The following is a 15,253-nucleotide window of genomic DNA, read 5'->3' on the forward strand; positions in this document are numbered from 1 at the left end:
GCGCGTACCGGGTTCGCCCGGTTCCGGTAATCCAGGGCCTCGTCCGGTTCGCCGCACGGGGTTTTGTTGCTTTCCGGCGTGACCGATGACCCGGCGGCGTTCCGGCGGTTGTGGTTCGCGCGTGTCTTTTGGCGACGGCGTGAGGTGAATGCACGCTAGTCGCTGCTGACCGGCTGCGCTTGTGCCGACCTGCGGCGCGAGATACTTTCCCAGGCAGCGACGATGATCATCACGGCGGTCGTGAGACCGCCCGTCATCAGCAGATCTGTGCGGAACGCGAACGGCGCCACGAGCGCGAGCAGCGCCAGCCCGACCCAATGCGATAGCGGAAACCGGCCGTACACGACGCGTTTGTACAGGGCGTTGCCCACCACATAAATGGCCGGGCCGCCGAGCAGCAGCCACGCGGTCGCCCAGCCGACGCGCTCGGGCGGATGCAGGATGACGAGGTCGTCGGCTGCCGCCGAGACAATGATGCCGGCAATCAGGATCACGTGGACGTAGTGGAAATAGGCCGCCATCCGACCCGGTTCGTCCGTGCGGGCAATCGTGTGGCTGCCGGCGCTGCTGCTGGTGTCGAAGTAGACCCACCACATGGCGACACTACCCGCGAAGCACACCAGAAATGCAATGATCGCCGGCGCACTCCAGGCGCCGAGCTCGGACAGCGTGCCGCCGGTCACGAGCACCGATTCGCCGAGTGCCAGAATCACGAACCCCTGGCATCGCTCGGCGATATGGCCGCCCTCGGTGGTGCGCCAGTCGGCGGCACTCGAGCGGCCGAGCAGCGGCAGCGGAAAGCCGAACATCGGCGAGACGTACTCGCACAGTACCGCGACGCTCCAGCACGCGAAACGCGGCATGCCGTCCAGCAGGCCACCGGCGAGCCACGCCAGGCCCGAAATCATCAGCCATCCGCAGATGCGCCGGAAGTTGGCGGTGAGCGCATGGTCGCGGCCCAGAAAACCCAGCACGGCGAGGCTACGGCCCACCTGGATCGTCACATAGCTGATCGCAAAGACAAGGCCGCGCTCGCCATAGGCAAGCGGCAGGCTGGCTGCCATCACCATACCGGTGAGCATCACCGCGAACAGCAGCAGGCGTATCGGGATGCGATCGGGATCGAACCAGTTGGTGACCCAGCAGGTGTATTGCCAGCCGAGCCACACCGCGAACCACAACACCAGCGTTTCCAGCGCGCCGAACGCGCTCAGGTCGTGCACCAGCCGGTGTGAGAGCTGCGTGACGGCGAACGCGTAGATCAGGTCGAAGAACAGCTCGACGTAGGTGACGCGGGCTTCGCGTCCGTCGCGTTCGCGCAGAAAGCGCGCGCGTGGGGCGCCCGGCGGACGGCCGTTCTGGTTCGGCATGCTGTCGTTCCTTCTGGCGGGAGCGGGCAGAGTGATCGGCTCAACGTGCGACGGCGCGCAAGGCCGCGAGAAGCACGTATGAGATGCAACGTGAGGGCGCCTGAGTGGTCCCGGCTCGCCTCGAGTGACATGGACGGCCTGTCCGAACGATGTAGTCAACAAGGCAGGCGCAGGTCGCCCGAGTTCGCCTTGCCTGACCTGACGCGAAGGCAATTCGTCCTGACGGTCAGGCCGGCTGCCTAGTGGCGCTTCTTGTCTTTCTCAGGCGCGTGCGGCGGATCGGGCCGGTCCTCGCCCGGGTCGATGGCGATCGGGTCGCTGGCGGGGAAAGTTTCATCGAGTGCCTCGTCGAGCCGGTCTTCGGCCGTTTTAGCGGGATCGGGCGCGTCGTGCTTCGGCTTGGTCATGAGGTCCTCCGCATAGAGTGTCGAAAGTTCAGGATAGCGCAATCCTGCCTCAGACGACGACCTGGCCGGATGACAGGGTGCGGTCCGAAGCGCGCCACACGGTGCCACGCCGCGCCACACGGCGCCTTGAAATTGGGGTGGCGAGATTCGTCTTCTGAATGTCGCGCAAGGCGACCTGCGCCCGGCACCTTCGGGCGGAACAGAAACGGGGTGAGCAGATGATGGAATCGAAGGGAGCGCGGCCGGCGCAGCGTTTTAACGCGCTACACGTCGTGGAAACGGAACTGGACCATCTGGAGTGGGCGACGCGGCAACCGGTGGTCAGCATGTTGAACGCCGGCTACTGGCGGCGCCGCGTGCTGGCGGTCAAAGGCGGGTTCGAACTGACGCACCAGCAGGGTGTGCGGATCGAGCAGATGTTGCAGCGGCTGAGCCAGCCGGTGGAGTAGACCGGGACCTGCGCGAGGTCCCGGTAGATGTGGTTGTGGCCACTGCGGTACGGCTCATTGCCGCTTATACGGGGTTGATGTCTGTCTCGGCAACGTGGCCCGGCGCGTCTTACTCGTGACCGCCGCCGTTACCGCCACTATTGTTGCCTTCGCCATTGCCGCTGCCGGTGCCGAACAGACGCCGGCGCCGCGTCACGACCACCGGACCATCCGACGGCGCGCGGTCTGACGGCGTACGCTCGCCCGGCGGCTGTGAGCCCTGCGAACCATACGACTCACGCGGTTCACGCGGTTCGCGATGCTCACGCGGTTCGCGCGAGCCATGCGGGCCACGCGTAGTGTGTTCGCCGTGTGACGGCCGGCCTGCGCGCGGCGCGGGGCGGGTGCCGGTGTCGAGCTGGATCGTCGAGATGGCGCGCTTGTAGATGCCTTGCAGGCCGACCGGCGTGCGCAGCATCACCAGGTACTGATCGAACGACTCGATGCATCCGGTCAGGCGAATGCCGTTGACGAGATAGATCTCCACGCGCTTTCGTTCTTTGCGCGCTGCGTTCATGAAGTCGTTTTGCGGATGCGATTCTGCGGATGCCATGGACAATTCAGGTAAGAAGGACAGTTGTTCGCCGCGATTCTACCCTTTTCAGCAAAAGCGGGCGGGTGGGCGATCTGTTCCACTATAGCGGCTTGCGCGCATAGAAGCATCTGATAACTCTCACATGTAACGTTGAGTTACCAATCTGGCAAGGGATCTGGCGGGAGACGGCTGGGTTCACGCACAAATTCCGTTAAAAGAGCGCGGAATAAAACGACCTCTCGACCCGTTAGTACATCAAGGCAGCGCGCACAATGTGGTGTGACGCCTCATGTGGACAATCTGGCAGATGCCTGGCAAATCATCCGCCCGGGTCTCGACGGTCCAGTCTGAGGCGCAGCTTGAGACACCCTCGCATGCCGCCCGGCAACGGCTTGCTGCGTGTACCTGCGCGGCGATACGACACAGCGCGACACCGCGCGACACCCTGGCGAGAGATCGCCGACGACACGACGTCCCGGCCGAGCCGGACGTCAGATCAGGAGCCCGCATATGAAGACATCCCGCATCCTCTCCGCCGCCTGCGTACTGATGGCGCTGGCATTCGCTTCACTCGCGACGACGGCTTGCACTTCGCCGGGCGATTCCGGTTCATCCAGCAGCAGTAACGGATCCTCGGGCGGCAGCAGCGGCGGTTATTGAACGCTCGGGCGGCGTTTGACGTGTGAACTTCGAAGCGGAAGTGATTTCGTGGCTCCCGCAGTTGCGCCGCTATGCGCGCGCGCTGACGGGGGACTACGCATGGGCCGACGATCTGGTTCAGGATACGGCGGAGCGGGCGCTTGCGCGCTGGGCGGGGTTCCGCCCGAACAGCAATTTGCGGGCATGGCTTTTGACAATCCTGCGTCATCTGTATATTGACCAGTTGCGCGTGCGCCGTGAAATTGCCGTCGACGACGAAAGCGCGCCGTGGCGCAATCTGGAAGCGCCGCACGGTGAAGTGGACGGACTGGTGCTGCGCGATTTGCAGCGCGCGTTGTACCGTCTGCCCGTTGAACAGCGCGAGGTGCTATTGCTGGTTTGTGTTGAGGAGTTGTCCTATCAGGAAGCGTCGATCGCACTCAGCGTGCCGATCGGTACCGTCATGTCGCGTCTGTCGCGCGCCCGCGAGCATATGCGTGTATTGCTGACGGACGATCCAGCCGAGGGCTCGACGCGTAAGCCAGCGCCGCTGAAAGTAGTGAGAAATCCGTGATGAGCCACGACGACCCCGATCCCGCTTTCCCGAATCCGCCCGATCCGCGCACGCTCTCCGCGTTCGTCGACGATGCGTTGCCGGAGCGAGAGCGGGCGGCCGTGCTGGCTTATCTCGAGCTGGATGCGCGGGCAGCGGCGCAGGTTGCTGACTGGCGCCGGCAGAAGGCGGCGCTGCAGGCGTTGTGCGGCGCGCCCGAACGCAACGAGCCGGTCTTCATGGTCGTGCGTACGCCGTCGCCGTGGTGGCGCCGCGCCGGTCTCGCCGCGTGCTGGCTCGGGGTCGGCGCCGGCTTGACGCTGGCGCTGGGGCCGCTCGCGTCGCGCCTGCCAGGCGGCTGGGGAGGCTTCGGCGGCTGGAACGGCAGCGACACCATCAGCTTCGCGCGGCGCGCCGATATCGCCTACGCGGTCTATACGCCCGAACGGCGGCATCCGGTCGAAGTGGCGGCCACCGAGGAAGAACATCTGATCAACTGGTTGTCGAAGCGGCTGAACCGGCCGCTTTCGGTGCCTTCGCTGCAGGAATATGGCTATTCGCTGGTCGGCGGGCGCCTGCTTCCAGGCGAAGCCGGACCGGCGGCCCAGTTCATGTATGAGAACACCACGGGCGCGCGGCTCACGCTTTACGTGACCGGCATCGCGCGCGACGAGACGGCGTTCCGCCTGCTTCGCGACGGCAATCGCCGCACCTTCTATTGGGTCAGCGACCACATGGGCTACGCCCTCTCGGGACCGATCTCGGAGGGCAAGCTGCGCGAGATCGCGATCGACGTCTGCAGCGATCTCGGCGGCAAGCCCGAGTCGTGGCAGTAAGCCAGCCAGGCCGCTCGATTGCTCACATTGATGTCCACCTGCGCGCGTCGAAACATGGCGTAATACAGACGCGCCGCGCCGCCCCGGCGAACCCGGAATAGCCCTCTTGCGCGCATCGTTTACTCCCTGCAATTCGTTGATTCTGCCGCGTCCCACGGGGCCTGCAGAGCACGAACGCGAGGCAAAGCGACGGGGTCTTTACGGTGCCGTCCCGCCAGTGCGGGTCGCAACGCCGGATCGTCGAAGCAAGGCGACATCATGCGTAATATCAAGCAACGCGGTGCGACGCTGTCGCTGGGGCTGTCCATGTGCGCGGTGGTGGGCGTGACATGGATGGCGCCGGCGCAGGCGCAATCCATGCAGGACGAGGCGAGCGCGGCCGCACCGCCGTGCCGGAACATCGTCGGTCAGGCCGAGATTGACGGCACCATGCAGCAGATCGGCGGGCTGGCCTGTCAGCAGCCGGACGGTACATGGCAGATCATGCAGAGCGACGACAACGCGGTGTCGCTGTATCCCGCGTTTGTGTATCCGTACTACGATCCATGGTACTGGGGCGGCTTTGTCACGGTGGTGGGCGGGTCGTTTGTTTTCATCGACCGCTTCCATCATCACTTTCATATGGGTCATGTCCATTTCGGCCATGGTCCGTATGGCGGGTGGGGACACGGCGGCACCTGGCAAACGAACGCCGTCACGGGCGGCATGCATGGCGGCTTTGGCATGATGCACGGCGGAGGCGGGCGCCGTTAGACTGCGGCGGGATCGGGTGCCTGCGCCCTGGCCGCTGGCGGCGCGGCGTGACATGGCGCACGGCCGGTGCACCCGCTATCGCGTGACGAACCGTATCTTGCAAGCTGACCGAAGGAGACCACTTGACACGCATCTTGCCGCCGAATGTTGCCGAAGCGCAGTTCGAACGCGTACTCGCTGCCTGGAGCGCCGAAATCGGCGCGCCCAATGTCATGTCGACGGCGGCGGACCTGAATGGCTACCGCGATCCGTTCGCGCCGGGGCAGGCCGCCGCCTTCGCGGCGTCCGCCGCGTTGCGGCCGGCCAGCGTCGACGAAGTGCGGGCAGTCCTGCGGATTGCTAATCAATTTCGCATTCCGCTATGGACCGTGTCCACCGGCCGCAACTTCGCTTATGGCGGGGCGGCGCCGCGTCTGGGCGGATCGGTGGTGCTCGACTTGCAGCGCATGAACCGCATCCTCGAAGTGAGCGACACGCTTGCCTATGCGCTCGTCGAACCGGGCGTCAGCTATTTCGATCTGTACGCGCATCTGCGCAACAACGGCCACAAGCTGTGGGTCGACCCGCCCGCGGCAGGCTGGGGCAGTGTGGTCGGCAACACCCTGGAGCGCGGCTTTGGCTACACGCCATACGGCGATCACGCGGCCCACGCGTGCGGCATGGAAGTCGTGCTGGCGAATGGCGACGTGGTGCGAACCGGCATGGGCGGGGTCGACATCGGCACCTCGTGGCAGACCTTTCAGGCAGGCTATGGCCCCTCGTTCGATGCCATGTTCATGCAGTCTAACTACGGCGTCGTCACGAAGATGGGTATCTGGTTGATGCCGGCACCGCCTGCTTATCTGCTGGGCGAAATCCAGTTTCAACATGAAGAGGATCTCGAAACGATCGTGGAGATCCTGCGGCCGCTGCGCCTGAATGAAATCATCCGCAACAACGCGGTGATCGAAGGCGGACTGCGCCGGGCCGCCGGTCTCACGCCGCGTGCCCAATGGTACCAGGGCAGCGGGCCGATGCCGGAGCAGGCGATCACGGCCATGCTGGATAAATTGCAGGTCGGCCGCTGGAACCTGCACTTTGCGTTGTATGGCACGCCGGAACTGATCGACGCGCAATACGCGATCGTGCGGCACGCTTTCGCGAGTGTGCCGCAGGCGAAACTCACGGCGGCTCTGTATAACGGCGATGCACAGCCGACCGGCGGCGGCGATCGCAACCTTGCGGGCATTCCCGCGATGACCGCGTTCCGCATGCTCGACTGGCGCGGCGGCGCCGGCGCGCACGTCGACTTCTCGCCGGTGTGTCCGGCGACCGGACGCGACGCGATGCGCCAGTACATGATGGTGAAGGCGCGCGCAGCGGAATACGGCTTCGATTACTACGGCGGCTTTACAGCGGGCCAGCGCCATCTGAATCATATTTTCGCGGCGATTTTCGATCGTGACGAGCCGCATCAGGCGGACATGGCCGGCGATCTGCTGCGCGTGCTGATGAGCGATGCGCGTGCGGCCGGCTATGGCGAATACCGTACGCATCTCGCGTACATGGATTTTGCCGCGGCCCAGTACAGCTTCAATGATGGCGCCTTGCTACGGCTGTCGGAGACGATCAAGGACGCGCTCGATCCGGCCGGCATTCTCTCGCCCGGCAAACAGGGCGTGTGGCCCGCGGCATGGCGCGACCGGCGTGGCTATACGTAGCGCGCAGTACGCGTAGTGCGCGCGATTGACTGGAGCATTGAGCGAACCCACTATGGATCGACGCACGTTCATGACCACCGGTGCCTGGCTTTCGGCAGCAGGGTTGAGCCTGCCGTGGATGGCGCGGGCCGTGCGCTCACGCGACACGATCGCCGTAGTGGATACGGGGCTCGCGCGAGGACGCGCGTTTGTCGACTACGTGAAGCGTCTGGAGATGCCGGTGTTCGACATAGGTGACGACGTGGGGGTGCTTTGGTACGCAACGCTCGCGCCGCGTCTTGCGGCAACGCCGGGCCTGTTGCTGGGCGTCACACGCGCCTCCGACTACTTCGTGCTCGAACAGCTCGCGCTGAACTCGGGCCGCATGCTGCGGCATAAACACGAGCAGGGTACGGGGCTGAGCGCGCCGGTCGCGTTTCTGATAGGTCCTGCGAGGTAGCGCGGGGCTTGCAACGCGGCTGCCTCGCGTACCTCTCGACCAGTCAGAACTTGTAATCCGGATTCTTGGGATCGAACGCCACGTCGTCAAAGGTCTTGGGCGTGATGCTTTCGAAAATGATCTTCTCGAAGATCTTGCCGTCGTTGTCGTAGGACTCGACGGTACGGAAATACGGATGCCGTAGATCCAGCCCGAGCGTTTCCTTCTTTGCGTAGAACTGCGGCTGGCCGATCGCCGTCTCGTACGTAAAGGTCACGACCCGCACGCCGCTGATGGTTTCCACGGCAATCCGCAGCGAGCGCGGCACACCGGCCTCGACATATTTTTTGGCTTCGGCCAGATACTGGGTCGAAATGTACTCGATGCCGAGATCGCGCACCTGATGGTTCGATTGCGCATGCGCCAGCGCGCCCGTCGTGGAAGTCCAGATGGGCACCATGCCGAGCAGACCGCCCAGGTGGCCGTACATTTCGTCAGGCCGCTTGGATTCGTCGTAAATGATTTCCTGACCCGCATGGGCGCCGTCCGGCAGCCATTTCGCGTAGATCCGCAGGGGGTCGTGCGAAATCTTGCCCAGCATGTGATCCGCCTTGTCCGGCCATGCGCCTCTGATGCGTTCCCAGCGCCACATCGTGAACTCGTACGACGGGTAGCCGTTCGGTCCTTCCTTGATCAGGCGCGGCACGGTCAGCGGATCGAGAGACTGAAAGAGCGCGCTCAACTGCGAGTCGTCGAGCTTCTCGAGTGCGCCGCTTTGCTGCGCTTGCCGCAGCCAGCGCACCTGCTGATCGAGCGTCAGCTTGCCGACCTGTGAAGGCGAAGCCATTGCTGCAGTTGACGTTGCTTGCGACTGCACCACGGCGCTGGCGCCGAGCGCGGCGGCCGCCGCGTCCCCGGTTTGCGCCACTGCCTCGGTGACCATCGCGAACACTCCGGACACCGCGGTCAATGCACTGGCGAGCACCGTCCCCGTGAGCCAGGGCCTCAGACGAGCGACGCCCGTGGCGAGCGGCGCCGGGCGCGTGCCCGAATGCATACGGTGCTTCATGGACTTCTCTCCAGAGTCGGCTGATTCGGCATCGGTAGCGGTTCTGAGCACAAAGGTGGTGCGCAATGGGTTGACCAGGATGATGACTACGGTGATGTCTACGCGCGAGACTATCGCGATGATGACGCAAGGCGCGCCGGCCATGCAACAGGCATTCCCGTCAGGCCCGGGTTTGTTTCGCGAGTTCCTCATCACGCAGTGCTCTGCGCAGGATTTTGCCGACATTGGTCTGCGGCAGTTCGCTACGAAATTCGACCATTTTGGGTACCTTATAGCCGGTTAGATGCTTACGGCAGTATTCGATCACCTGCTCCGCGGTGAGCGACGGATTGCGCGCGACGATGAAGACCTTGACGCGCTCGCCGTGGACCGCGTCCGGCACGCCGATGGCCGCCACCTCGCGCACATCGGGGTGCATGGCGATCACGTCTTCGATCTCGTTCGGATAGACGTTGAAACCCGACACCAGGATCATGTCCTTCTTGCGGTCGATGAGCCGCATGAAGCCGCGCGAGTCCATCACGCCAATGTCGCCGGTCGCGAGCCAGCCGGCGTCGTCGAAGACTTTGGCGGTTTCGTCCGGGCGGTTCCAGTAGCCTTTCATGACCTGCGGACCCTTCACGCACAGCTCGCCCGCCTCGCCGATATTGGCCCAGCTGCCGTCTTCTTTCCTGAAGCGCACTTGCGTCGACGGCGCGGGCAGGCCGATCGAGCCTTCGAAATCGCGCATGTTTTTCAGGTCCACCGGATTCATCGAGACGATCGGCGAACACTCGGTAAGGCCATAGCCTTCGATGATCGGCTGACCTGTGACCGCCTTGAAGCGCTCGGCGACCGCCTTTTGCGTCGCCATGCCGCCGGCCATCGCCAGTTTCAGGTCGGAAAAATCGCGTTGGCGGAATTCCTCGTTTTCGAGGAACGCGTTGTAGAGCGTGTTCACCGCGGTAATGCCGGTAAACTTTTCATGACGGATGATCATCATCACGCGCTTCATGTCGCGCGGATTGGCGATCAGGATGTTGCGCCCACCGAGTCCCATGAAGATCAGCGCATTCACAGTCAGCGAATAGATGTGATAGAGCGGCAACGGCGTGAGTACGGTTTCGACCTCGCCGCCCAACTGGCCTTCGGACCACACTTTCGCCTGCAGCAGGTTGGCGATGATGTTCTGGTGCGTGAGCATGGCGCCTTTCGCGACGCCCGTGGTGCCGCCGGTGTATTGGAGAAACGCCAGATCGGAGCGGGTGGGGCGCACCGGCATCAGCGGCAGGCGATAGCCGCGCGCGAGGGCATCGAGCAGACGCACGGCGTGCGGCAGGCGATACTTCGGCACCATCTTTTTCACGTGCCGCAGCACGAAGTTCAGCATCCGCCCTTTCAGATTGAGACCGTCGGCGAGCAGGTCGCCGAGGCCCGTCACGATCACGTTTTTCAGCTGGGTGCCCGGCAACGCTTCTTCGAGCGTCCTTGCAAAGTTTTCGAACACGATGATGGTTTGCGCGCCGCTGTCCTTCAATTGATGCGCGAGTTCGCGCACCGTGTAGAGCGGATTGACGTTCACGACGACTGCCCCCGTCTTCAGCACGCCGAACAGCGAGACCGGATACTGAAAGGTGTTCGGCAACATGATCGCGACACGTTCGCCGGGCTTTACGCCGATGCTTTGCAGATACGCCGCAAAGGCCGTCGCCTTGCGTGCCAGTTCGCCATAGGTGAGCTCGGCGCCGACGCTCACGTACGCGACCCGCTCGCGGAACTTCGCGGTGCACTCGTCGAAGAACTGCACGAGGGACTCGTATTGCGTCACGTCGACTTCGTGCGGCACGTCCGGCGGGTACGACGCGTACCAGATGCCGTCGGTGTCCGGCGCGCGCAGTGGCGCGGCTTCGGTGCCGGACGGTCGCATGGGCGGCGATTGGGTGGGCTGGTTCATCGTATGTCTCCTGAAGCGGAACGCTCCGCGTCATTGTTATCTATTCGGGTTCGCGCCTGACAGCATGCGCCTTAACGTTCGAGAATCGCCACCACGCCCTGGCCGCCCGCCGCGCAGATCGAAATCAGGCCGCGTGCCGTGCCGGCCGGTTTGTCGAGTTGCGCGAGCATCTTGGCAAGTCCCGCGACGAGCCTGGCGCCGGTGGCCGCAAACGGATGTCCCGTCGCAAGCGAGCTGCCGTTGACGTTCAGTTTCGCACGATCGATCACGCCCAGCGGTCCGGGCAAACCGAGCTGCGTGCGGCAATACTCGTCATCCTGCCACGCGGTGAGCGTGCAGAGCACCTGGGCCGCGAATGCCTCGTGAATTTCGTACAGATCGAAGTCTTGCAGCGTGAGGCCCGCGCGCGCCAGCATCCGCGGGACCGCGTACGCAGGCGCCATCAGCAGGCCTTCCTTCTTGTCGAAGTAGTCCACGGCGGCGGTTTCCGACCAGCTCAGGTACGCGAGCACCGGCAGCCCGCGCGCAGCGGCCCAGGCCTCGCTTGCGAGCAATACCGCGGATGCGCCGTCGGTGAGCGGCGTGGAGTTGCCGGCCGTGAGCGTGCCGGCGTCGCGATCGAACACGGGCTTCAGACCCGCAAGCTGGTCCAGCGTCAGATCGGCGCGCAGGTTGTTGTCGCGCGCAAGGCCCCGGTACGGCGTCATCAGATCGTTGAGGAAGCCGCGCGTATAAGCGTCGGCCAGCTTGCGATGGCTTTCGTAGGCGAGCACGTCCTGGGCCTCGCGCGAGATGGCCCAGCGCTTGGCCATCAGTTCGCAGTGCTCGCCCATCGACAGACCGGTGCGCGGCTCGCCATTGCGCGGCAACAGCGGCTTGAAAAACATGTCGGGGCGCAGCTTCGCGAGCGCGCCGACGCGCTGGCCGGTCGTCTTGCCGCGGTTCGCTTCGAGCAGGATCTTGCGCATCCGTTCGTTGACGCCGATCGGCGCATCCGAGGTCGAGTCGACGCCACCGGCAATGCCTGCTTCGATCTGTCCAAGGGCGATCTTGCCGGCCACCAGAATGGCCGCCTCCAGCCCGGTGCCGCAAGCCTGCTGGACGTCGTAGCCGGGTGTTTGCCGCGCCAGCGTGGTGGACAGGACCGATTCGCGCGTCAGGTTGAAATCGCGCGAATGCTTGATGACCGCGCCGGCCGCCACTTCGCCGAGCCGCTCGCCGTGCAGGTTGAACCGATCGACCAGGCCTTGCAATGTGAAGGTCAGCATGTCCTGATTCGACGCGTTTGCGTAGGCGGTATTCGAACGCGCAAACGGAATCCGGTTGCCGCCGAGGATGGCGACGCGCCGCACAGCAGGAAGCGGGTTGGACATGCGTGACTCCTTTGAGGACGTTGCCTCGCCAGTTGAACCGGGGCACCACCGCGCGCCGATCCGTGCGCGAAGTACCTGTCTTCCCGGGCAAACAGGTTCGCACAACGGCGTGAACTTAACGGGTGCGCCGCGGTATGGATTCCATCTTTAGCCGGTACGGATGGCTTCGGTTGATTACCAATCATTGCGGCGTCCACTGAAACCGGCCGCGCAAATGCGGTTTTTCGCCGGCCGCATCCCGCACTTCCAGTTCGCGCAAGGTCGGGGCCGGCGACGCGCTCCACAACCACGCATCGCCCGGCACCAGCATCGGCGCCTTGAATTCGGCGCTGAAGGTGGCGTCGGCGAGCGGTTTCGGCGGTTGCAGCGCGGCCGCCGCGCGAGCCAGCGTCCACATGCCGTGCGCGATCGCCCTGGGAAACCCGAAGGCTTTCGCGGATAGCGTCGTCAGATGAATGGGGTTGTAGTCGCCGGATGCGTGCGCATAGTCGCGCCCCAGTTGCGCAGGAAGCTGCCAGCGGGAGACGCGCCGCAGCGCATCGCGCTCGACCTCGAGTGCGGCCAGCGGGTCGCCGGCGGCGGCGACGTTGCGCTTCAGATAGATGCTGTCGCCATCCCAGACTGCTTCGCCGCGACGATATAAGCGCGTATGCAGCACGAACGCCTGGCCCTTGTCGTGGCGCAGCAAGGCGCCGAATTCGACTTCGACGCGCAGGACGTCGCCATACGCGAGCGGCCGGCGCAGCCGCACGTGATTCGCCAGATGCACGAGACCGAGGGCGGGCCACGGGAATGCGGGATCCGTCAGCATCAGCAGGTGCAGCGGAAAAGCCAGCAGATGCGGAAACGTGAGCGGCACCCCATGCTCCGGGATGAAACCGCAGACCCGCGCATAGCGTTCGATCGCGACGGGTTCGAGCGGCGCGGCAGGGCGCACCAGCCGCAACGCGGGCAAGCGGCTCTCCCGGCCGCGCTTGATGAGACCGGACAGCGCGCGTGCATAGAGTCTGGCCGGCGCGGGCAGGCGTTCGATCACCACCGTTTTGGCGCGTGGCGCGCCCAGTGCGTGACCCATGCGGGACGGTTCGTGCATGCTCAGGCTCCGATCAGGCTTTGCCCGCACACACGCACCACCTGGCCCGTGACGCCGGCCGACCCGGGATGGGCAAGCCATGCGACGGTCTGTGCGACGTCGACGGGCTGACCGCCCTGACTCAGCGAATTCATGCGCCGCCCGGCTTCGCGAATGGCTAGCGGAATCTTCGCAGTCATCTGGGTTTCGATAAAGCCGGGTGCCACCGCATTGATCGTGATACGCCGCTCCTTCAGATGCGCTGCCATGCTTTGCACGCGGCCAAGCACGCCGGCTTTCGATGTCGCGTAGTTGGCCTGGCCCATGTTGCCGGCAATGCCGCTGATCGACGATACGCAGACGATGCGGCCGCCGTCGCGCAACGTGCCGGCCGCAAGCAGCGCATCGTCGATGCGTTCCTGTGCGGCGAGGTTGATATCGATCACGCTATGCCATGCAGCCTCGCTCATCTTTGCGATGGTTTTGTCCTTCGTGATGCCGGCGTTGTGCACGACGATATCGACACCGAGTTCGTCGAGCGCCGCGGCGATCTGCGCCGGCGCCTCGGGCGCGGCGATATCGAAGGCGAGGGCGGTGCCCGACAGTTGCCGTATGGAGGCGTCGAGCGCTTCAAGGGCGGAGGGCATATCGATGCCGATCACATGCGCGCCTTCGGCAGCAAGGGCAGCCGCGATCGCCGCACCGATCCCGCGCGCGGCACCGGTGACGACCGCGCGCTGGCCGGCGAGCGGCCGGGTCCAGTCGAAAGCAGGCGGCTGCATGGCGGGCACTGCGCCGACCCGCACCACCTGACCCGACACATAGGCCGAGCGCGGCGACAACAGAAAGCGCAAACTGGCTTCGACGTGCGATTGCGCGTCTGCTTCGACATACACGAGATTGGCGGTGATGCCGCGCCGTGCTTCCTTGCCGAGTGATCGCACGAGCCCTTCGAGCGCGCGTTGCGCGGTCCACTGACGCGGATTCGCGCAAGCCTCGGGTGGTCGTCCCAGTACGATGATGCGTCCGCTCTTGCCGAGCGAGCGCAGCGTGTCGTGGAAAAACGCATATGCCGCATCGAGCTGGCTGCTGTCCTCAATGCCGCTGGCATCGAAGATGAGTGCCGCGACACTGCCATGCGGCCCCGCCTCGGCGGGTTCGAAGCGCCCCGTCATCAGGCCGTGACGGTTCGCGAGCGGCATCCACAGTCCCGCGCTCTGATGCGCGACGCTCGTGAAGCCGGTGCGGGAGATCACGTCGGCGAGCGCGTCGAGCAACTGCGGCTCGCGCCCCGCGCCGATCGCCACCAGCCCGTCGAATTCGGGCTGATCCGCGCGATAGCGGCGTAAGACCTCCGGCTTCGGCAGGCCGATCGAGCGCGCGAGGCGTGCGCCGAACGGCGAGTTCACGAAGTTCAGGTAGGTGTCGTTCATGTTCCGTTGCTCCGCTGGCCAGTCGGTTTGCTGATGCGTGTGCCGCGCATGTGCTTTGCAGATTTGCGTCAGTGTGCAGGGCGCGACGCTCAGGCCGCAAGCTGCAGCGCTTTTTCTAACGCTTCCTTACGCTTTTGCAGGGCCTCCAGCATGCCGAAGTCCGGCGCGAAGTCGTCGACCTTGAGCACCTCGGCGCCGTAGCGGGCGTAGTCGTCGAGCACCTGGCGCTCGTCGGCGTCGATCAGTCCCTGCTCGTGCGCGCGGGCGGTCCATTCAGGCAGAAGCGCGAGGCTTTGCGGCATCGGTGCAAGCAGACCTTGCCTGAGCGCGTCACGCAGCTTTTCCTCGATTGCGTTGAGGCGCGGATTCAGTGCAAACAGCAGTTCGCCATAGCCGAGCGGATCGGCTCAGGATGCGGCACATAGGAATCGGCTACGAGGCGCTCACGCGCAGCACCGGGCGTCTGCATCAACACGGCAATCTCGCTGCCGAGTCGATCGGCCGGCTCGCGATGCGGCAAGCCGAACGGGAAGGCAAGCCCACGCACGAGGGCAGCGGCCACGCGGTTCGGATAGTTGGCGAGCACGCCGTCAATGGCCTGTTGCGCCTTGTAAAGCGAGTCTTCGACGCCCCACCGAAGCAGCGGCAAATCGGTCTCCTGCCGGCCTTCGTCT

Annotated in this window: 15 protein-coding genes and 1 pseudogene; 7 read left to right on the forward strand and 9 right to left on the reverse strand. The window is 64.8% G+C overall.

Features of this window, described 5'->3' with window-relative positions; translation table 11 throughout:
- Positions 1 to 155 precede the first annotated feature (155 nt).
- Positions 156 to 1,370 carry a low temperature requirement protein A gene (locus VGH41_RS09830; RefSeq protein WP_331597208.1) on the reverse strand — a complete coding sequence of 405 codons (1,215 nt, stop codon included), beginning with the start codon at positions 1,368 to 1,370 and terminating at the stop codon, positions 156 to 158.
- 239 nt (positions 1,371 to 1,609) lie between these two features.
- Entirely contained in the window at positions 1,610 to 1,777 is a 168-nt protein-coding gene (locus VGH41_RS09835; RefSeq protein ID WP_331597209.1) for a hypothetical protein, read from the reverse strand.
- 221 nt (positions 1,778 to 1,998) lie between these two features.
- On the opposite strand from VGH41_RS09835, the gene VGH41_RS09840 reads away from it, so the two are divergent.
- Positions 1,999 to 2,226, forward strand: coding sequence for a hypothetical protein (locus tag VGH41_RS09840; RefSeq protein ID WP_331597223.1), 228 nt, complete (start codon positions 1,999 to 2,001; stop codon positions 2,224 to 2,226).
- 109 nt (positions 2,227 to 2,335) lie between these two features.
- On the opposite strand, the gene hfq is transcribed toward VGH41_RS09840, so the two are convergent.
- Positions 2,336 to 2,818, reverse strand: a complete 483-nt coding sequence (hfq, locus tag VGH41_RS09845; RefSeq protein WP_331597210.1) for an RNA chaperone Hfq — start codon at positions 2,816 to 2,818, stop codon at positions 2,336 to 2,338.
- 492 nt (positions 2,819 to 3,310) lie between these two features.
- Between hfq and VGH41_RS09850 the strand changes: the two genes are divergently transcribed.
- The 6 genes from VGH41_RS09850 (at position 3,311) to VGH41_RS09875 (ending at position 7,720) form a co-directional block, all read left to right on the forward strand.
- Positions 3,311 to 3,460, forward strand: coding sequence for a hypothetical protein (locus VGH41_RS09850; RefSeq protein WP_331597212.1), 150 nt, complete (start codon positions 3,311 to 3,313; stop codon positions 3,458 to 3,460).
- Positions 3,461 to 3,482: 22 nt separating this feature from the next.
- Positions 3,483 to 4,013 (forward strand): sigma-70 family RNA polymerase sigma factor, encoded by a 531-nt coding sequence (locus VGH41_RS09855; RefSeq protein WP_331597213.1) that lies wholly within the window; start codon positions 3,483 to 3,485, stop codon positions 4,011 to 4,013.
- Positions 4,013 to 4,828, forward strand: a complete 816-nt coding sequence (locus tag VGH41_RS09860) for an anti-sigma factor (RefSeq protein ID WP_331597214.1) — start codon at positions 4,013 to 4,015, stop codon at positions 4,826 to 4,828. The genes VGH41_RS09855 and VGH41_RS09860 overlap by 1 nt, the downstream gene beginning before the upstream one ends.
- A 258-nt stretch (positions 4,829 to 5,086) precedes the next feature.
- Entirely contained in the window at positions 5,087 to 5,581 is a 495-nt protein-coding gene (locus tag VGH41_RS09865; protein ID WP_414696630.1) for a hypothetical protein, read from the forward strand.
- A 122-nt stretch (positions 5,582 to 5,703) separates the two neighbouring features.
- Positions 5,704 to 7,281, forward strand: coding sequence for an FAD-binding oxidoreductase (locus tag VGH41_RS09870; protein ID WP_331597215.1), 1,578 nt, complete (start codon positions 5,704 to 5,706; stop codon positions 7,279 to 7,281).
- A gap of 52 nt (positions 7,282 to 7,333) precedes the next feature.
- Entirely contained in the window at positions 7,334 to 7,720 is a 387-nt protein-coding gene (locus VGH41_RS09875; RefSeq protein WP_331597216.1) for a hypothetical protein, read from the forward strand.
- A 43-nt stretch (positions 7,721 to 7,763) separates the two neighbouring features.
- Here VGH41_RS09875 and VGH41_RS09880 read toward each other — a convergent pair whose 3' ends face one another.
- The 6 genes and pseudogenes from VGH41_RS09880 to VGH41_RS09905 all read right to left on the reverse strand — a co-directional run.
- A complete protein-coding gene (locus tag VGH41_RS09880; RefSeq protein WP_331597217.1) occupies positions 7,764 to 8,768 on the reverse strand; it encodes a DUF1571 domain-containing protein in 1,005 nt (334 codons plus the stop codon).
- Positions 8,769 to 8,928: 160 nt separating this feature from the next.
- Entirely contained in the window at positions 8,929 to 10,701 is a 1,773-nt protein-coding gene (locus tag VGH41_RS09885) for an AMP-binding protein (protein ID WP_331597218.1), read from the reverse strand.
- A gap of 71 nt (positions 10,702 to 10,772) precedes the next feature.
- The gene (locus VGH41_RS09890; RefSeq protein ID WP_331597219.1) at positions 10,773 to 12,074 is read right to left on the reverse strand and encodes an acetyl-CoA C-acetyltransferase; all 1,302 of its coding nucleotides are present in this window, start codon (positions 12,072 to 12,074) and stop codon (positions 10,773 to 10,775) included.
- 181 nt (positions 12,075 to 12,255) lie between these two features.
- A complete protein-coding gene (locus VGH41_RS09895; protein ID WP_331597220.1) occupies positions 12,256 to 13,167 on the reverse strand; it encodes a MaoC/PaaZ C-terminal domain-containing protein in 912 nt (303 codons plus the stop codon).
- A gap of 2 nt (positions 13,168 to 13,169) precedes the next feature.
- Complete coding sequence (locus VGH41_RS09900; RefSeq protein WP_331597221.1) at positions 13,170 to 14,579, reverse strand: 3-oxoacyl-ACP reductase; 1,410 nt, start codon at positions 14,577 to 14,579, stop codon at positions 13,170 to 13,172.
- 89 nt (positions 14,580 to 14,668) lie between these two features.
- Positions 14,669 to 15,253: pseudogene (locus tag VGH41_RS09905) on the reverse strand (acyl-CoA dehydrogenase domain-containing protein); the annotation flags it as partial.

It is taken from the genome of Paraburkholderia sp. (assembly GCF_036488795.1).
GTDB lineage: Bacteria > Pseudomonadota > Gammaproteobacteria > Burkholderiales > Burkholderiaceae > Paraburkholderia.